The following is an 18,965-nucleotide window of genomic DNA, read 5'->3' on the forward strand; positions in this document are numbered from 1 at the left end:
GTTTCAGCGGAGAACCGACGTGATGGGCACGATGGTTCCGTCGGGGACCCACTGGCCCGCGTAGTCGCGGTCCATCACCATTCCGGTGGCGTGGGGTTCGGTGGGGTACATCGGCATGGCGTTGACCTGGGCGGCGGCGAAGATCTGCACCTCCCCCGCCGAACGGTCCGCGCCCAGCCAGCTCCGGAAGCCGCCGAGCGTCGGGCTTTCGCCGCCGAAGCGGTCGCCGACCGCGACGGCATACCCGACCGCGGTCGCGTCGCGGGGGTCGAAGCGCAGCGGCAGCGACGCGCTCGCGACGGCGTTGACGATCGGCCCGTTCAGCAGCCACGGCGCCAGGTAGAGCCCGTACTGGTGCGTCGGCTCCAGCCGTTGCAGCTCGGCGGCCCGCGTCATCGCCGTGTACCCCGCGGCCCAGCCCGAGACGACGACGAGCGCGGTGTCGGGCCCGGCGTCCGATCGCACGGCCAGTCCGGTGCGCGATGCCGTGTCCCGCACCAGCTTCGCCGCCGCGGCTCCGCGTGGGGAGTCGTCCTCCACCAGCGTGATCGCGGACGGCTTCCGCCCGGCGAGGAACTCGACGAGCTTGACCAGCGCACCGCTGTCCTCCGGCGTCAGCGCGTCGGACGGGCACGCCGTCAGCACGTCGGAGCGGCCGGCGACCAGGCCGCCGAGGGCCGCCGACGCGCATTCCGGCGCGTCGGCCTCGGTGACCACCGGGCCGGGTGCTGTGCCCGCGTCGACCTCGACGACCGTCGTCGCGTCACCGCGGCGGATCTCGAGGTCGCTGCGGCCGGGCGGCAGGTCGACGTCGGCCCACGTGCCCTCGGCGCCGGGCCGCGCGACGGCCTTCGTGACCAGCCCGCCGGCCCCGACGGACAGGTCGTCGCCCGCGCCGGGCGGGAAGTGGACGACGTTGCGCCCCGGCCGCTGCGGGCTGACCAGCACGGGGAACCCGGCCTCGTCGGCCAGCAGCGGTACGCCCGGGACGGGCAGCGGCGGTGGTGCCGGGATCGCGCCGAGCGCGGCCCACGCGAGGAACCCGAGCGCGACCGCGGCCGCGCCGAAACGGTAAGCGCGGCCCGTGAAGACCCCGGCGAGCACGCTCACCACGACCGGCAGCACCACGACCGCGAGCACCGCGAGCCCGAAGAGCGTCGTGTACAGCCGCCGGTCGAACCCGAGGCCGGACAACCCGAACCGGACCGCGCCGGCCAGGACCAGCAGGCCGCCGAGGGTGAGCGCGAGGGGCCCGGGCCGGACGGCCGCCGTCGTCACCGGCCCGAGCAGCGCGAAGCCGAACCACACGGCCGCCCCGGCGACGAACACCGTGTCGATCGCGAACTCGACGCCGGTGCCGCCGAGCGATGTCTCCAGCACGACGAGCACCAGCAGCGCGGCCGACGTCCAGCGGCTCGCCCGCGGGAGGACCGGCACCGCCACCGCGAGCACGACGTGGATCGCCAGGGCGACCACGTTGACGTCGACGGCGAAGGCCGACACCACGGCGAGCAGCGCCGAAACCCCGCCGAGGACGTACAGCGTGCGCGGCGGGCGCCGCCCCGGCGGGCGCAGGAGGCCGCCGCCGGCGAGGAAAGCCGTGGAAAGCAAGAGGGCCAGCCGGAGGACCAGCGCCAGGATGTCCACAGTGGACGAGCCGGTGGGCGCGGCGTGGGAGTGATCCATCGGAACCTTCCGGGGAGGAGACGGGCGGGGCCGCGGGCGACCCCGCCCGCGTCGGCTACTTGATGTCCGCGTCCGCGACCACGAACAGCTCGGAGTGCGGCTTGGCGTTGCCGAAGTCCCCGTGCGGCCACGACTTGCGGTTGAAGTTGATGCCGACCTGGCCGGTGAACTCGTCCCGGAAGTCCGAGTCCACCGCGACTTTCCCGTCCGGGCCGAGGTTCAGCAGGTTGACCTTGTGGTCACCGTCCAAACCGGACCGCGCGACGAAGTAGTTCGACACCGCGAGGTGCTGCGGCGTCGTGGTTTCGCGGTAGAAACCGTCGCTGCCGAGCGCCCAGTTGTCGTAGACGCCCCAGTGCGGGCCCGCGCCCGGCGTGCCGGGGTTGATCGGGGCCGCGCCGACGACGGTCGGCAGGTCGCCGCCCCCGCCCTGCTGCGCCTTCGCCTTGGTGTCGACCCGGCCCTGGATGTCCTCGACCTTGTCGCCGGCGGCGAGCAGCTTCTGGATGTCGAGGACGTAGACGCCGCCGGTGGTGCCGGGGTCGTCGGCCGAGAGGGTGCCCTTCTGCCGCCCGACGATCGCGCGGTAGAGGTACTTGTCGTCCGGGCTGGTCTGGATCCAGCCGCCGTTGGAGCTGGCGCCGTTCGAGTCGTTGTTCGCGTAGATGGACTTGTTGGCGGCACCGTCGTCGAACACCTCGATCCAGTGCGGCTCGGCCGCGGTGATGTCCGGCGTGTAGAACACCGCGCCGCCCTGCATGGTCTGGGCGAACGCGCCCTTGTGGCCCGGCAGGTTCGTCACCGTGGTCTCCATGACCGCGCGGCTCTCGGCGTGCAGCGGGTCGGCGGGATCGGCGCGTGGGCCGTCCTGCAGGTACGACACCGACTTCAGCTTCGGGTGGTTGCGGTCGGCGATGTCCCAGGTCCGCACGGTCGGCCGGCGCAGGTACGGCGACGGCTGCTTCACCGGGTCGAGGATGATGTTGCGCGGCTCGGCGTAGTCGCTCGTGACGAGCGTGTTCAGGTCCTCGCGCGCCTGGATGCCGTGCGGGTTGGCGCACGTCGGCTTGCCCAGCTGCGGCAGGTTGTCGCAGAGCTTCTGGTTGTCGCCCTGCGGGGTCGCCGCCGGGGACTCCGATAGCACCTCGGCGTTCTTGCCGAAGTGGACGACTTCGCCGGGGCTGCCCGCGAAGCCGTTGCCGATCTGGGTGGAGCCGTCGGCGTACGAGTGCGGGCCGGGCACGACCGGGCCGCCCATGTACGTGCCGTACGCGGTGCCGTCCTTGAGCACCCAGTAGGCGTCGGGAACCGAGCCGCCGAGCGTGTTCGTCGGCAGGCTGACGCCCTTGAGCTTCAGCTGCGGCAACGCGCTGACGTCGAAGGCGTACGTCGCGGCGGCGAACAGCGCCCCGGCGTAGACGGTGTCGCCCCGGTGCCACACGTACTGCATGTGGTGCGGCTCGTTCTCGACCAGCGGGCCGACGGTGGCGGTGTTGACGACCTTGCCGTACGTCGGCGACCCCTGCGTGGCGTCGATCACGGCCAGGAAGTCCGGGCCGGGCAAGGCGTTCTTGATCTTGTTGAGCCCGCCGCCGAGCGTGCCCGGCAGGTTCTTGACGTCCTTGACGAGCGTGTCGGCGATGTTCTCGTCACCGGCCCAGACGAGCAGCCACTTCTTCGGCGTGCCGCTCTCCGCCCGCGCGAGATCCTTCGACGCCAGGTGGTTCTGCACCCAGTACTGCTTGCCGTCGGACGCGGTCTTCGTGTCGGTGACGGTCTGGACGTCGGCGTAGGCGCCGGTGGACGAGCCGGTGTACGTGACCGCGCCGGCCGCGAGGGCGAGTGCCGCGGCGCCGGTCACCACCCTTCGCCACCGGCCCGGACGCGACGGAGTTGATCGCATGGTTCTCCCTGTTCTTCACGGATGGAAACCGTGGGGACATTCGCGCCAAGCGGGCAAAGGGTCCAACCGTGATCAAAGAATGAGAACTGCCACGAACGGGTTAATCTCCCACTGGTCGAACCGACTTGACGAGGCTCACTAGGCCGAATGGGTGGGCACCGCGTCTAGACCAACCGGGCGTGTCACGGTTGGTCACAATGGCGCAGCCCCGGCGCCTGAACGCCGGGACTGCTGGTTATCGATTCGTTATGAAGTGCCGGGAACTCCGGTCAGAGTTTGCCGCCGCAGTCCGAGCAGAACAGGGCGCCGGGCTTGTTGCCCTCGCTCCCGCAGCCGCCGCAGCGAACCTTGAGCGCCAGCGAAGTCCCGCACGACGAGCAGAACTTCCCGCCGTCGGCCTTCAGGCCGCAGCCCGGGCAGGTGACCTTCGCCCGGGTGTCGAGGTCGAGGTCGGACGTCCAGTCCTTGTCACGGGCCTTGTCCCAGATCTGGTCGCGCTGGGCCGACGCCTGCGCGCGCGAGATCTCCTCGGCGACGCTCGGCGAGCAGCGCAGGCACTGGCCGATCTCCTCGTTCCAGCACTGGTCGTGGCACATCCAGTCGCCGCAGCCGCGGCACTGGCGGAAGCTCGGGGTGATCTCCTTGACCGCGGCGGCCAGTGCGCGGTCCTTGGCCGGCGAGTTGGTCGCGCGGTCGTAGCGCCACTGGTCGGCCGAGTTGCTCAGGTCTCGCAGCGTCCCGCCGAAGAACGAGCCGACCGTGCGAAGCACGCTTCGCCCGGTTTCCATGTTGTCGCGCGCGAAAGCGGACCGATAGCCGTTGCCGCAGCGCTCGCAGCGGAATTCGAACTGGTACCCCTGCGTGTTCGAGAGGTCCGAGAAGTTGTCCGTGAAGGGCACAGAGTCAGCCACGGCCCATCTTCGCCAGTGCACCGCGCACCCGGCGACGAGAGATTTGCCGACAACGACCCGGCTACCGGCCGTTACGAGGGACGAGCAGCACCAGCGGGAGCAGGGCCAGCACCCCGCCGACGACCACGACGAGCCCGTACCCGCCGCCGGCGAACAGCTGCCCGGAGCCCAGCCCGGCCAGCGCGGACGCCGACCACACGACGGCGTCGACGGTCCCCTGCACCCGGCTGCGCGTCTCCGGGGCGAGGTCGCGGCTGAGCTGCGCGCTGCCGCCGACGAACACCAGGTTCCAGCCGTACCCCAGCAGGAACAACGCCACCGGCAGGCCGGACGTGTGCGCGGTCGGTGCCGCCAGCGCGGTCGCCGTCGACAGCGCCAGGACCCCGAGACCCGCGTTGATCGTGACGCCCGGGCCCCAGCGGTCGGCGATCCGGCCGGACAGCGGCGCCAGAGCGAACATGCCGAACAGGTGCGCGCTCAGCACCCAGCCGACGACGTCGAGACCGTGGCCGTGGTCCTCCAGCTGCAACGGCGTCATCGTCATCACCGCGACCATCGTGAGCTGTGCGGCGACCATCGCGACCAGCGGCCGCGCGACGCCGGTCGCGCGCACCGGCGCCGTCACCGGCTTTTCCCGCGGGGGCGGGACGTGCCGCGGCAGGAACGCGGCCGCCAGCGCCGCGCCCGCCGTGGCCAGCACCGCGACGGCGACCGGCCCGGACAGCGACGGCCAGCCGAAGCGCGTGGCGAGGTCGGCCGCCGGCGCCATCAGCGCCGGCCCCGCGAGTGCCCCGATCGTCCCGGCCCAGACGACGTTCGACAGCGCGCGGCCCCGGCGTTCCTCCGGGTACAGGTCCGCGGCCAGGTAGCGCGACAGCTGCGCGCCGCCGTTGCCGAGGCCGACCAGCAGGATGCCGAGCAGGAGCGGCACCAGCGACGTCGTCAGCGCGCCGGCGAACGCGACCAGCGCACCGGCCGCGGCGACCCCGTACCCGGCGGCCAGCACGCGACGGCGGCCGTGGGCCGGCAGCAGCAGTCCCGCGCCGAGCGCGCCGGCGGCCGTGCCGAGCACGTTCGCGACGCTCGGCAGCCCGCTCCAGCCCGGTCCGCTGCCCGCGGCGACGATCAGCGTCGCCGCGGTGCTCAGCCCGACCGTGGCCGTGTTGAGCAGCGCGACGCCCGCGAACAGCGCGCCCATCGACCGGGTCCGGCCGGTCACCGTCGAAGTCCCCATGACCAGCAACTTTAGGAACTCCCGGCGATCTTTCGAAGGGCCGGACGACGGCAAATCCGTCGCCACGGCCGCTCTTCGGAAGGAAGATGGGGCCCATGACCTTCCGTTCGGAAAAGCCGCTGGACGACGTCGACTGGCGGCTGCTGGACCTGCTGCAGTCCGACGGGCGCCTGTCGTTCAAGGAGCTGGGCCGGCGGATCAACCTCTCGGCGCCGGCGGTGGCCGAGCGCGTGCGGCGGCTGGAGGAGACCGGGGTGATCACCGGCTACCGCGCGCAGGTCGACGCGCGGCGCGCGGGTCAGCCCCTGCAGGCGTTCGTCGAGATGCGCTGCGCGCTGAGCAGCTGCCTGCTGAAGACGTCGAAGTCCGAGGACTACCCGGAGGTCGTCGAGATCCACCGCCTGTCCGGCGACCACTGCACGATGCTGAAGATCCGCGCGGCCTCGCTCGAACACTTCGAGGGTCTGCTGGAGCGGCTCGGCAAGCACGGCGAGCTGCGGTCGTCGGTGGTGCTGTCGACACAGTTCGAGGGACGGCCGGTGCAGCCGCCCACGGACGACTTCCTGCGCGCGACCACCTCCGAAGGGTGGTCCTGACCGGTTGGCGGCTGTTTGCCCGGCCTCCGGCTGATAGACGAGGGGGATGCCGATCTTCCGTGCGCTGGCCGTCACCCTCACCGCGGTGGCCGCCCTCGCCGTCCCCAGCACCGCCCAGGCCGCACCGCCGGCCGCGCCCGCCGAGTTCGTCGCGCTCTCCGACGTCGCCCCGTCGATCCTGCAGGACATCCGCTACGCCACCCCGCACAACTTCGTCGGGCAGCGCATCGACGGCTACCTCGAACCCACCTGCATCCTGACCCGGCAGGCCGCTTCGGGACTTCGCCAAGCGCAGGCGAAGTTGCTCAGGCAGGGCTACACGCTCAAGGTCTACGACTGCTACCGCCCGCAGCGCGCGGTCGACCACTTCGTGCGGTGGGCGAAGGACCTCGCCGACGAGAAGATGAAGGCGGAGTTCTACCCGAACGTCGCCAAGGACCGGCTGTTCGAGGACGGGTACATCGCCGAGAAGTCCGGGCACAGCCGCGGCAGCACGATGGACCTCACCGTCGTCAAGCTCCCGCCGCGGTTCCAGCGGCCGTACTTCCCCGGTGAGCCGCTCAAGCCGTGCTTCGCGCCGCGAAACCAGCGCTTCCCCGACAACATGGTCGACATGGGCACCGGCTACGACTGCTTCGACCCGCTCGCCCACACCGACAACCCGGCGATCACCGGCGTCGCGCGGCAGAACCGCGACCTGCTCCGCGGCACCATGATCGCCGCCGGCTTCCACAACCTGCCCGAGGAGTGGTGGCACTACACCCTCGACGGCGAACCGTTCCCGGACACCTACTTCGACTTCCCCGTGTCGCGGTGCAGCCTGCGCTGAAACGAAAGTGCCCCCGGTCCACTGTGGACCGGGGGCGCTTCACGGTGTGCGTCAGGCCGCGTTCCGGCGCCGGCGCGAGCCGATCACCAGTCCACCGCCCAGACCCAGGGCCGCCAGCGCGAGCACGCCGAGCCCGAGGGCGTCGACGCCGGTGGAAGCGAGGCCACCGCCTGTGCTTTCGCCGCCGCCGGAACCACCCGCCGCACCAGTGGTGGACGTCGGGGCACCGGGCGCGCAGTCCGCGGGGTTGACGGGCACGGTCGGCAAGGGTGCGTCACCCTCCTCGACGTCGATCCCGACCCGGCCGTCCTGGCCACCCCAGACGTCGATCGAGGTCGGGTTCTCGTACTTGACCTTCCAACCCGCCGGCGGCAGGAGGTAGAGCTGGTACGCGGGGCCGGGCGCCACGTCGTGGAATTCGAAGTGCCCCTTCGCATCGGTCGTCTGCTCGCCGGTGACCGGGCAGTGCTGGTCGGAGACGAGCACGACCTTGACCCCGGCCAGCCCCTCGCCCGGACCGTGGGTGACGTCCCCGACGACGGAGCCCTTGGCGCCCGGCACCGCGGCTTGGTCGTCGGCCTCCGCGTGGTTCTCGATGTCGACCTCGTAGTACCCGAAGTCGCAGGCCGCGACGACGAGACCGCGGTTGAACGCGGTCTTCGGCACCGTGTCCGTGACATCGAAGGTGCGGGTCTCACCGGGGGCGATCGTCACCCCACGCGAATAGACCAGGTCACCCCAGCCGGGCCCGGTGCCCTGCAGGACGTAGTCGCTCCCGACCCGGTTGCACTCGGCCACGACGCCCCGCATCGGGATCGAGCCGGAGTTCGACAGCGTCACGGTGAGGTGCGCCAGATCGCCGACCTGGTAGCTGTCCTGGGTGAAGGCCATCGACGCCTTGAGCGCGCCGTTCAACGGCGGCGCCCCGCGGACCAGCAGGTCCTCCGAATCCGGCGTGATCCGCACGGTCTGCCACGGGATCAGCCACCCGTCGACGACCTCGCCGCCGAGGTAGTAGTCCCCGGCCGAGACGTCGAAGCCGAACTTCCCGGCGGCGTCGCTCGTGGCGGTGTAGGTGCCGCTGCCGTGGACGTACCGCAAGGTGAGCTTGGCGCCGGCCAGCTGCTCACCGCTGTCGAACGACCCGTTGCCGTTCTTGTCCCCGTACACGGTCCCCGTCGCGCGACCGGACACCTTCGTCACCGGGACGCTGAAGCTGAACGACTGGCTGGCGCTGGAACCGGACCCGTCGAACAGGACCCCCCGCACGACCGCGGTGTGCTGGTCGAGGTCCCGGACCTTGCCGGAGACCTTCAGCTCGAAAGCCTCATCGGGTTCGAGCGTCACGCCCGGCGCACTCGCGAGCGGACCCCATCCGCCGTACGGCACGGCCAGGTCGGTCGGGTCGAGACTCTGCTGGTAGATCGTGAGGCCGGTCGCGCGGGTCGCGCCGTTCTTCAGCTTGAGCGTGAAGGTCACGTCTTCGTCGGTCCCGTATGAAGGCTTGTCGAAATCGACCGAGACCGCGACCTGCGCCCGCTCCGCCTTCGGTTCGACCACCGCCGGCTTGCTGTCCGGCGCCGGCTCGCTTTCCGGTGCCGTGGGCGTCGGCACGGCCGAGCTGCTCGACGGTGCCTCCGACGTCGCGACCGACGTCGGTGCCGGCTCATCTTCCGCGCCTGCCGGTGTGGCGAACACGCCGGTCAGCAAGGCCGCGGCGGCGAGCACGGCGAAAGAACGCGCGACAGATCTCGCGCTTCTGGATTTGTTCACGAACAGTCACCCCTGAATACCCGTTGGAAACGCGCAAAGCCCCCGAACCGCGTGAACCTCGTCAATCTAGCGGGGTGCGCAACCGTTTGGGGTGACGGTTGGGAAACGGGAAAGGCCCCCGCCGGAAACCCGGCGAGGGCCTTTCCCGTTGAGCGGGACTCGGTCAGCGGAAGTCGCGGCCGAAGTCGTAGTCGTCCAGCGGAACCGCGGCACCGGTACCCGTACCGAACACGTCCGGGGTGTAGTAACCGTCGTCGTAGGACGGGATCGCGTAAGCGGCGACCCGCGCCTCCTCGGTCGGCTGCACCTGGATGTTGCGGTACTTGTTGATGCCCGTACCGGCCGGGATCAGCTTACCGATGATCACGTTCTCCTTGAGGCCCACGAGCCGGTCCGAACGGCCGTTGATGGCCGCGTCGGTCAGCACTCGCGTGGTCTCCTGGAACGACGCCGCCGACAGCCACGAGTCCGTGGTGAGCGACGCCTTCGTGATGCCCATCAGCACCGGACGACCCGAAGCCGGCTCGCCGCCTTCGGACACCGTCGAGCGGTTGCGCGCCTCGAACTTGGTCCGCTCGGGCAGCTCGCCCGGCAGGAAGTCCGTGCCACCCGAGTCGATGACCGTCACGCGGCGCAGCATCTGCCGCACGATGACCTCGATGTGCTTGTCGTGGATCGACACACCCTGGGCCCGGTACACCTTCTGGACCTCGTCGGTGAGGTGCATCTGCGCCTCACGCGGGCCCATCACGCGCAGGACCTCGTGCGGGTCCGGGGTGCCCTCGAGCAGCTGCTGCCCGACGTTGACGTGGTCACCGTCGCCCAGCGGGCCGTTCGGGGTGTTCGCGAGCCGCTGACGCTTGGACAGCTTGTCGAAGACGATCTCTTCGCCGCCGTCGTCCGGGATCAGCGTGATCTTCCAGAACCGCTCGCTCTCCTCGATGCGCACGCGGCCATCGACGTCGGCGATCGGCGCCTTGCCCTTCGGGACACGAGCTTCGAAGAGCTCCTGCACACGGGGCAGACCGGTCGTGATGTCGTCACCGGCGACACCACCCTGGTGGAACGTACGCATCGTCAGCTGCGTACCCGGCTCACCGATCGACTGGGCCGCGACGATACCGACGGCCTCGCCGACGTCGACGAGCTGACCGGTCGCCATCGAGCGGCCGTAGCAGGTCGCGCAGATGCCGACGGCCGACTCGCAGGTCAGCACCGAGCGGACCTTGACCTTCGAGATGCCGCTGGAGAGCAGCTTGTCGAGGGCCGGGTCGCCGATGTCGTCGCCACCGTTCAGCACGACGTTGCCCTTGGCGTCCACCGCGTCCGTCGCGAGGTTCCGCGCGTACACGGAGGTCTCGACGTGCTGGTCGCGCAGGACCTTGCCGTCGCCGATGTCCTCGCCGATCGGCATCATGATGCCGCGGGTGGTGCCGCAGTCGATCTCGCGGACGATGACGTCCTGCGAGACGTCCACCAGACGACGGGTCAGGTAACCCGAGTCGGCGGTACGCAGCGCCGTGTCCGCCAGGCCCTTCCGGGCACCGTGCGTCGCGATGAAGTACTCCGCCACCGACAGGCCTTCACGGAAGTTGGCCTTGATCGGACGCGGGATGTACTCACCCTTCGGGTTCGACACCAGGCCACGCATACCGGCCAGCGACCGGACCTGCGTCATGTTGCCCGCCGCGCCCGACTTCACGATCACCGCGATCGGGTTGTCGTCCGGCAGCGCCGTCTCCATGATCTTGTGGACCTCTTCGGTGGCCTGCGTCCACACCTTGACGAGCTCGTTGTTGCGCTCGGTGTGCGACAGCTGACCACGCTGGTAGCGCTTCTCCACCTGGGAGGCCTTGCCCTCGTACTCGTCGAGGATGGCCGCCTTGCCCACCGGGGTGAGCACGTCCGAGATGGCGATGGTGACGCCCGAGCGGGTCGCCCAGTAGAAACCGGCGTCCTTCAGGCGGTCCAGGGTCTGCGCGACCTGGGTCATCGAGTACCGCTCGGCGAGGTCGTTCACGATCGCGGCCTGACGCTTCTTCGGCATCGGCTCGTTGATGAACGGGTAGTCCGCCGGCAGCAGCTCGTTGAACAGCACGCGGCCCAGGGTCGTCTCGGCCAGCCAGGTCTTGCCCGGCTCCCAGCCCTTCTCCGCGAGCGCCGCTTCGTCGGCCTTCGCCGGCTGACGGTCGGTGATGCGGATCTTGACCGGGGCGTGCAGGCCCAGTGCCTTGCGGTCGAAGGCCATGATGGCCTCGGCCGTCGACGAGTACGCGCCGCCCGCGCCCTCGGCCTTCTCGTTGAGGCGGGTCAGGTGGAACAGACCCGTCACCATGTCCAGTCGCGGCATGGCGAGCGGACGGCCCGACGCCGGCGAGAGGATGTTGTTCGCCGACAGCATCAGGATGCGGGCCTCGGCCTGCGCCTCCGCAGACAGCGGGAGGTGCACGGCCATCTGGTCACCGTCGAAGTCCGCGTTGAACGCCTCGCAGACCAGCGGGTGCAGCTGGATGGCCTTGCCTTCGACCAGCTGCGGCTCGAAGGCCTGGATGCCGAGGCGGTGCAGCGTCGGCGCGCGGTTCAGCATCACCGGGTGGCCGGTGATGACCTCTTCCAGCACGTCCCACACCTGCGGCCGCGAGCGCTCCACCATCCGCTTGGCGGACTTGATGTTCTGCGCGTGGTTCAGGTCGACCAGCCGCTTCATGACGAACGGCTTGAACAGCTCGAGCGCCATGTCCTTCGGCAGGCCGCACTGGTGCAGCTTCAGCTGCGGGCCGACGATGATGACCGAACGGCCCGAGTAGTCGACGCGCTTGCCGAGCAGGTTCTGGCGGAACCGGCCCTGCTTGCCCTTGAGGAGGTCGGACAGCGACTTCAGCGGCCGGTTGCCCGGGCCGGTGACCGGACGCCCGCGGCGGCCGTTGTCGAACAGCGCGTCGACGGCCTCCTGCAGCATCCGCTTCTCGTTGTTGACGATGATCTCGGGCGCGCCGAGGTCGATCAGCCGCTTGAGGCGGTTGTTGCGGTTGATCACACGGCGGTACAGGTCGTTCAGGTCCGACGTCGCGAACCGGCCACCGTCGAGCTGCACCATCGGGCGCAGGTCCGGCGGGATGACCGGGACGGCGTCGAGCACCATGCCGCGCGGGTCGTTGCCGGTCGCCTGGAACGCGGCGACGACCTTGAGCCGCTTCAGCGCGCGGAGCTTCTTCTGCCCCTTGCCGTTGCGGATGGTGTCGCGCAGGTTGTCGGCCTCGGCGCTGACGTCGAACTCGGTGGCCAGCTTCTGGATGGCCTCCGCGCCCATGCCGCCGGTGAAGTACTCGCCGTAGCGGTCGACGAGCTCGCGGTAGAGCAGCTCGTCGGCGATCAGCTGGCGGGTGTCGAGCTTCGTGAAGGTCGTCCAGACCTCCTCGAGGCGGTCCAGCTCGCGACCGGCGCGGTCACGCAGCTGACGCATCTCGCGCTCGCCGCCTTCCTTGACCTTGCGGCGGACGTCGGACTTGGCGCCCTCCGCCTCCAGCTCGGCCAGGTCGGCTTCCAGCTTCTGCGCGCGGGTCTCGATGTCCGCGTCACGCTTGGTCTCGAGGTTCTTGCGCTCGACGCCGATCTCGTTCTCGAGGGTCGGCAGGTCGTTGTGGCGCAGCTCCGTGTTCACGCCCGTGATGACGTAAGCAGCGAAGTAGATGATCTTCTCGAGGTCCTTCGGCGCCAGGTCCAGCAGGTAGCCGAGGCGCGAGGGAACACCCTTGAAGTACCAGATGTGGGTGACCGGGGCGGCCAGCTCGATGTGGCCCATCCGCTCACGGCGCACCTTGGCGCGAGTCACCTCGACGCCGCAGCGCTCACAGATGATGCCCTTGAAGCGGACGCGCTTGTACTTGCCGCAGTAGCACTCCCAGTCCCGGGTCGGACCGAAGATCTTCTCGCAGAAGAGGCCGTCCTTCTCGGGCTTGAGCGTCCGGTAGTTGATGGTCTCCGGCTTCTTGACCTCGCCGAACGACCACTGACGGATGTCGTCGGCCGTGGCGAGACCAATGCGGAGCTCATCGAAAAAGTTGACGTCCAGCACGTCTAGATCCCCTTGGGGTTGTTTCGGCTAGAGAGGGGGTGGCGGGCGAGCCGGGGCCTGCGGGAGGCCGGCCCCGGCTCAGCTCGCGATCAGTGCACGACGTCGTCCACCGAGGGCGACTCGTTGCGGGACAGGTTGATGCCGAGGTTCGCCGCGGCGCGCTCGAGGTCCTCGTCGTCGGAGTCGCGCATCTCGATCGCCGCACCGTCGCTGGAGAGCACCTCGACGTTGAGGCACAGCGACTGGAGCTCCTTCAGGAGCACCTTGAACGACTCCGGGATGCCCGGCTCGGGGATGTTCTCCCCCTTGACGATGGCCTCGTACACCTTGACGCGGCCGACCACGTCGTCCGACTTGATCGTCAGCAGCTCCTGCAGCGTGTAGGCAGCGCCGTACGCCTGCATCGCCCAGCACTCCATCTCACCGAAGCGCTGGCCACCGAACTGCGCCTTACCACCCAGCGGCTGCTGCGTGATCATCGAGTACGGGCCGGTGGAGCGGGCGTGGATCTTGTCGTCGACCAGGTGGTGGAGCTTCAGGATGTACATGTAGCCCACCGCGACCGGGTACGGGTACGGCTCGCCGGAGCGGCCGTCCAGCAGGGTCGCCTTGCCGTTCTCCTTGACCATGCGCTCGCCGTCGCGGTTCGGCTTGGTCGCCCCGAGCAGCCCGGTGAGCTCCTCTTCCTTCGCGCCGTCGAACACCGGGGTCGCGGTGTTCGTGCCGGGCGCGACGTCGTAGAGCTCCTCGGACAGGTTGGCCGCCCAGTCCGGGTTGCCCTCGATCGTCCAGCCCTGCGAGGCCAGCCAGCCCAGGTGCAGCTCGAGGATCTGGCCGATGTTCATCCGTCGCGGCACACCGTGCGTGTTCAGGATGATGTCGACCGGGGTGCCGTCCTCCATGAACGGCATGTCCTCGACCGGCAGGATCTTGCCGATGACGCCCTTGTTGCCGTGCCGGCCGGCGAGCTTGTCGCCCGGCTGGATCTTGCGCTTCTGGGCCACGTAGACGCGGACCAGCTCGTTGACGCCCGGGGGTAGCTCGTCGTCGTCCTCGCGCGAGAACACGCGGATGCCGATGACCTTGCCGGTCTCGCCGTGCGGCACCTTCAGCGAGGTGTCGCGGACTTCGCGGGCCTTCTCGCCGAAGATCGCGCGGAGCAGGCGCTCTTCCGGCGTCAGCTCGGTCTCGCCCTTCGGCGTGACCTTGCCGACCAGGATGTCGCCGTCGCGGACCTCGGCACCGATGCGGATGATGCCGCGCTCGTCGAGGTCGGCCAGGACCTCCTCGGAGACGTTCGGGATGTCCCGGGTGATCTCCTCGGCGCCCAGCTTCGTGTCGCGGGCGTCGATCTCGTGCTCCTCGATGTGGATCGACGTCAAGACGTCGTCCTGCACCAGGCGCTCCGAGAGGATGATCGCGTCCTCGTAGTTGTGGCCCTCCCACGGCATGACCGCGACGAGCAGGTTCTTGCCGAGCGCCATCTCACCGTTCTCGGTGGACGGGCCGTCGGCGATGACCTGACCCTGCTCGACCCGGTCGCCCTCGTTGACGATCGGGCGGTGGTTGAAGCAGGTGCCGTGGTTCGAGCGGCGGAACTTGTACAGTCCGTAGCTCTTCCGCGTGCCGTCGTCGTGCATGATCGTGATCAGGTCGGCCGAGAGCTCCTCGACGATGCCGGCCTGCTCGGCGACGAGCACGTCACCGGCGTCGACCGCGGCGCGCAGCTCCACACCCGTGCCCACGTACGGGGCCTGGTTGCGCAGCAGCGGCACGGCCTGGCGCTGCATGTTCGCACCCATCAGGGCGCGGTTCGCGTCGTCGTGCTCGAGGAACGGGATCATCGCCGTCGCGACCGAGACCATCTGCCGCGGCGAGACGTCCATGTAGTCGATGTCGAGCGGGTCGATCAGCTCGACCTCGCCACCCTTGCGGCGGGCCATGACCCGGTCTTCGACGAAGGTGCCGTCGTCCGAGATCGGCGCGTTGGCCTGGGCCTTGACGTACCGGTCCTCTTCGTCCGCGGTCAGGTAGTCGACCTGGTCGGTGACCCGGCCCTCGACGACCTTGCGGTACGGCGTCTCGATGAAGCCGAACGGGTTGACCCGCGCGTAGGAGCAGAGCGAGCCGATCAGGCCGATGTTCGGGCCTTCCGGCGTCTCGATCGGGCACATCCGGCCGTAGTGCGACGGGTGGACGTCCCGGACCTCCATGCCGGCGCGCTCACGGGACAGACCACCCGGGCCGAGGGCCGACAGACGACGCTTGTGCGTCAGGCCCGACAGCGGGTTGTTCTGGTCCATGAACTGCGACAGCTGCGAGGTGCCGAAGAACTCCTTGATCGCCGCGCCGATCGGGCGGATGTTGATCAGGGTCTGCGGGGTGATCGCCTCGACGTCCTGCGTGGTCATGCGCTCACGCACGACGCGCTCGGTGCGCGACAGGCCGACCCGGATCTGGTTCTGGATCAGCTCGCCCACGGTGCGCAGGCGACGGTTGCCGAAGTGGTCGATGTCGTCGGTCTCGACCGGGATCTCGGTGCCGTTCGCGCCGGTGACCTTGTCCTCGCCGGCGTGCAGCCGGACCAGGTACTCGATGGTCGTGACGATGTCCTCTTCGGTCAGCGTCCCGGTGTCGTACGGGGTGTCGAGGCCCAGCTTCTTGTTGACCTTGTACCGGCCGACCTTGGCCAGGTCGTAGCGCTTCGCCTTGAAGAACAGGTTCTCCAGCAGGGTCTGCGCGCTCTCCTTGGTGGGCGGTTCGCCCGGGCGCAGCTTGCGGTAGATGTCGAGCAGCGCCTCGTCGGTACCGGCGGTGTGGTCCTTCTCGAGGGTGGCCAGCAGCGTCTCCGAGAAGGAGAAGCGCTCGCGGATCGCCTCGGTGGTCCAGCCCAGCGCCTTCAGCAGCACGGTGACCGGCTGGCGGCGCTTGCGGTCGATGCGGACGCCGACGGTGTCGCGCTTGTCGACGTCGAACTCGAGCCACGCGCCGCGGCTCGGGATCACGCGGACGCTGAAGACGTCCTTGTCGGTCGTCTTGTCGACGTCCTTCGAGTAGTAGACGCCCGGCGAGCGGACCAGCTGGGACACGACGACACGCTCGGTGCCGTTGATGATGAACGTGCCCTTGTCGGTCATGACCGGGAAGTCGCCGAGGAAGACCGTCTGGCTCTTGATCTCGCCCGTGTTGTTGTTGACGAACTCGGCCGTCACGAACAGCGGGGCGGCGTAGGTCATGTCCTTGTCCTTGCACTCCTCGATCGAGGCCTTGACCTCGTCGAAGCGCGGAGCGGAGAAGGACAGGGACATCGAACCGGAGAAGTCCTCGATCGGGGAGATCTCGTTCAGGACCTCTTCGAGGCCGCCGACCGGGTTTTCTTCACCTTCTTCGACACGGCGTTCGAACCACGCTTCGTCCCCGGTGAACCACTGGAACGACTGGATCTGGACGTCGAGCAGGTTGGGCGTGTTGAGCGGTTCGCGAATCTTTGCGAAGGAAACCCGCTTGGGCGCGCCGGGGATTCCCGTGGACTCCGAGCGAGATTCAGCCGAGGTGGTCGCAGCAGTGGCCTGGTTCGCGGGAGAGACTGCCAAGATGCGTCCTTCCGGGGACAATGAGCGGTGACGGCCGCCATAGCAACAGCTATCAGCGACTGTCAAGGGTGCCGTGTGCCCACTATCCTAACTACCGGCTCCGGGCAGCCTGAAAGAGGGCAGCGCAAAGAGGCAGTCTAGCCCGAACGGCGCGGTCTGTCCAGGGGGCGCTCCCGATGGGGCCCAGCCTGCCTCGCGACGTCTTCAGGTATGCCTCCAGGCGAACCGGTTGTCCCTCCCGCAAGGGCCGCCGGTTTCGCCGTTCGGGAGTAAGCGTGAACCCACCGGGCCCGAGAGTCAAGATGCCACACGGGGGTCCCGCCGGTTGGCGCAGCGTGGAAGAGGTTCAGCGGAGCGTGAGCGGCCGTATAGTGTTCCAGTTACCGGCGAGTAGCGCCAGTAATAGGGGTTGGACCTGGGCGTTTACCCTGTTTCGACCCCGGCGCACCCTGTGTTCCAGGCCACTTCGGACGGCACCGGTTCCGCCGCGAACGGCGTGTCGCGGCGCTTCGAGTGACCGGGTGGACGCCGTCCCAGCGGCCCCAGGCGTCGCACGCGCCCCGCGCCGGACGACGTCCTCGCTGACGCCCCGGACGCCTCCATCGGCACCCGTCGGACCACCCCGGGCGGAGCGCGGCGCCACGGGCCGCTGAGCCCCGGACACAGCGGCGGCCCGCGACCCGATCGGGGTCACGGGCCGCGGCCGTCGCGAGCGCTACTTCGTCGGCGAGGGCGACGCCGGCGGGGCCGAGGACGCCGGCGCCTGGGTGGCCGCCGGGACCTTGGGCGCGTTGTAGGTGTCCATGTCCGTGATCTTCCACTTGTCACCCTGCAGCTGGGCGTTCAGGTGGAGCTGGGCGGTGCCCGCGGTCGTCTTCTTCGTGTCCGTGCGGGTCGAGGTCTGGTCGACGAAGACCATCACCTTCGCCAGGTCGCCGTTGAGCATGATCACCGCCGCGCGCGTCACCTTGCACGTCACGATCATCTTCTGGGCCGGCGCGAGCCGCTTCACCTCGCCCATCAGCGAGTTGTACTTGTTCTTGACGTCGTCGTTGGCGAGCAGGTCGTTCGCCGCGTCCTCGGTCTTCTTGATGTTGTTGAAGTCGTAGGAGAACAGCGCCTCGGCCGCCTTCGACACGGCGTCCTTGACCTGGGCCGTCTTCGCGACGTCCAGCAGCGCGGTGTTGCTGGTCGCCTGCGACACGGCGACCTCCTCGGACTTGAACCAGAACGCCAGGCCGCCCAGGACCAGCGCGACGAGCACCAACGCGCCCGCGACGACGTACGGCCGCTGCGCCTTCGGGCCCGCGGGCTTCGCCGGCTCCTCCTCGTCGGCGACCGGGACCTCGGCGACGTCGGTCGGCTTCGCGATCCCCGTGTCGCGCTTCTTCCGCCGCGGCGCCGGCCGCGCGGGCGCCTCCTCGGCTTCGGGCTCGCCGGTGAGGGCGTCGACCTTGGCCTCGTCCTCGGTCTCGACCGCCGCGAACACCGCCGTGTCCTCGGCGGACGGCGCGGTGTCCAGCTGCCCGCTCGCGGCCTCGAACGACTCGGGCTTGGCGGCCGGCTTCGGCGCCGGACGCGGCGCGGGCCGGGGCCGCGGCTTCTTGGTCTCGGCCGGCGGCGACGGCACCGCGGGGAGCTGGCCGGTCCGCTCGGCGGCGGACTCGTCCGAGGCAGGCTTGCGCAGACCGGCCACGCGGGGCCGGCGCGACGGCGGGGTGCTGGGCTGGCGGCGGGAGGGGGGCACTGCTGCTCCTTCTGAAAGACGCTACTGGCCGGCCGCGACGAGCGGGACGCTGTCGATGCCGGACAGCTTCCAGTCGTCGCCCACGCGGGTCATCGACACCTCGAGGCGCAGCGGCTTCGCGCTGCTCTTGTCCCCCTGGGTGACGGTCGTGGCGATGGCGGCCAGGAAGCTGGCCTTGCCTTCGTGGTCGTCCAGCTCCTCGACGGCGATGTCCTGGACGTCCGTGGTGACCTTCGTCTTGGCGTCGGCGAGCGCCTTGCGGAACGTCGGCGCCGACTGGTCGATCTGCTGCGACATCTTGTCGTCCGACACGGACTTCTGCCGGGCGAAGAAGCCGTCCAGGTCCGTGTAGTCGACCTCGGTGTAGGCCTTCAGCGCGTTCGTGCCGGCCTTGACCACGGCCTCGCGCGAGGCCGCCAAGCCGGCGTTGTCGTCGTTCGCCGCCACCCACCACTGGACGCCGAAGATCGCCGCCGCGATCAGCGCGGCCAGTGCCAGCGCCGCGGCGCCGAGCACCAGGATCCGCGAAGACTCCTTCGGCGGCGTCCCGTCGGCCGCGGGCGCCGCTTCGGGCTCCTTCACCGCCACGTCGGCCGGCTCGTCCGCACTCATAGCACT

General features: G+C 69.7%; 12 protein-coding genes. 3 read left to right on the plus strand and 9 right to left on the minus strand.

All coding sequences use genetic code 11. From position 1 onward, the window contains the following. Nucleotides 1-3 precede the first annotated feature (3 nt). The 4 genes from ACZ7PG_RS14425 to ACZ7PG_RS14440 all read right to left on the minus strand — a co-directional run bounded on the left by ACZ7PG_RS14425 (nucleotide 4) and on the right by ACZ7PG_RS14440 (nucleotide 5,734). A complete protein-coding gene (locus ACZ7PG_RS14425; protein ID WP_470239531.1) occupies nucleotides 4-1,686 on the minus strand; it encodes a hypothetical protein in 1,683 nt (560 codons plus the stop codon). A gap of 55 nt (nucleotides 1,687-1,741) precedes the next feature. Next, nucleotides 1,742-3,589 (minus strand): hypothetical protein, encoded by a 1,848-nt coding sequence (locus tag ACZ7PG_RS14430; RefSeq protein ID WP_470239532.1) that lies wholly within the window; start codon nucleotides 3,587-3,589, stop codon nucleotides 1,742-1,744. A gap of 269 nt (nucleotides 3,590-3,858) precedes the next feature. Continuing rightward, nucleotides 3,859-4,500 (minus strand): zinc ribbon domain-containing protein, encoded by a 642-nt coding sequence (locus ACZ7PG_RS14435; RefSeq protein WP_470239533.1) that lies wholly within the window; start codon nucleotides 4,498-4,500, stop codon nucleotides 3,859-3,861. A 61-nt stretch (nucleotides 4,501-4,561) separates the two neighbouring features. Beyond that, a complete protein-coding gene (locus ACZ7PG_RS14440; RefSeq protein WP_470239534.1) occupies nucleotides 4,562-5,734 on the minus strand; it encodes an MFS transporter in 1,173 nt (390 codons plus the stop codon). Nucleotides 5,735-5,829: 95 nt separating this feature from the next. Here ACZ7PG_RS14440 and ACZ7PG_RS14445 point away from each other — a divergent pair, with 95 nt between their 5' ends. Together ACZ7PG_RS14445 and ACZ7PG_RS14450 are read left to right on the plus strand one after the other, a co-directional pair. Continuing rightward, the gene (locus ACZ7PG_RS14445) at nucleotides 5,830-6,330 is read left to right on the plus strand and encodes an Lrp/AsnC family transcriptional regulator (protein ID WP_470239535.1); all 501 of its coding nucleotides are present in this window, start codon (nucleotides 5,830-5,832) and stop codon (nucleotides 6,328-6,330) included. Nucleotides 6,331-6,376: 46 nt separating this feature from the next. Then, nucleotides 6,377-7,159: a M15 family metallopeptidase gene (locus ACZ7PG_RS14450; protein WP_470239536.1), complete on the plus strand. Its 783-nt coding sequence runs from the start codon at nucleotides 6,377-6,379 to the stop codon at nucleotides 7,157-7,159. A gap of 51 nt (nucleotides 7,160-7,210) precedes the next feature. On the opposite strand, the gene ACZ7PG_RS14455 is transcribed toward ACZ7PG_RS14450, so the two are convergent. Next, nucleotides 7,211-8,638, minus strand: coding sequence for a hypothetical protein (locus tag ACZ7PG_RS14455; RefSeq protein WP_470239537.1), 1,428 nt, complete (start codon nucleotides 8,636-8,638; stop codon nucleotides 7,211-7,213). On the opposite strand from ACZ7PG_RS14455, the gene ACZ7PG_RS14460 reads away from it, so the two are divergent. Further along, nucleotides 8,622-8,948 carry a hypothetical protein gene (locus ACZ7PG_RS14460; protein ID WP_470239538.1) on the plus strand — a complete coding sequence of 109 codons (327 nt, stop codon included), beginning with the start codon at nucleotides 8,622-8,624 and terminating at the stop codon, nucleotides 8,946-8,948. The genes ACZ7PG_RS14455 and ACZ7PG_RS14460 overlap by 17 nt on opposite strands. Nucleotides 8,949-9,095: 147 nt before the next feature. Here ACZ7PG_RS14460 and ACZ7PG_RS14465 read toward each other — a convergent pair whose 3' ends face one another. The 4 genes from ACZ7PG_RS14465 to ACZ7PG_RS14480 all read right to left on the minus strand — a co-directional run bounded on the left by ACZ7PG_RS14465 (nucleotide 9,096) and on the right by ACZ7PG_RS14480 (nucleotide 18,959). Further along, complete coding sequence (locus tag ACZ7PG_RS14465) at nucleotides 9,096-13,007, minus strand: DNA-directed RNA polymerase subunit beta' (protein ID WP_470239539.1); 3,912 nt, start codon at nucleotides 13,005-13,007, stop codon at nucleotides 9,096-9,098. 89 nt (nucleotides 13,008-13,096) lie between these two features. Continuing rightward, the gene (gene rpoB, locus ACZ7PG_RS14470; RefSeq protein ID WP_470239540.1) at nucleotides 13,097-16,600 is read right to left on the minus strand and encodes a DNA-directed RNA polymerase subunit beta; all 3,504 of its coding nucleotides are present in this window, start codon (nucleotides 16,598-16,600) and stop codon (nucleotides 13,097-13,099) included. A 715-nt stretch (nucleotides 16,601-17,315) separates the two neighbouring features. Then, a complete protein-coding gene (locus ACZ7PG_RS14475; protein ID WP_470240759.1) occupies nucleotides 17,316-18,296 on the minus strand; it encodes a hypothetical protein in 981 nt (326 codons plus the stop codon). Between the two features lie 72 nt (nucleotides 18,297-18,368). Then, nucleotides 18,369-18,959 carry a hypothetical protein gene (locus ACZ7PG_RS14480; RefSeq protein ID WP_470239541.1) on the minus strand — a complete coding sequence of 197 codons (591 nt, stop codon included), beginning with the start codon at nucleotides 18,957-18,959 and terminating at the stop codon, nucleotides 18,369-18,371. Between the last annotated feature and the right edge of the window lie 6 nt (nucleotides 18,960-18,965).

Source organism: Amycolatopsis sp. NPDC114504, from assembly GCF_055633595.1.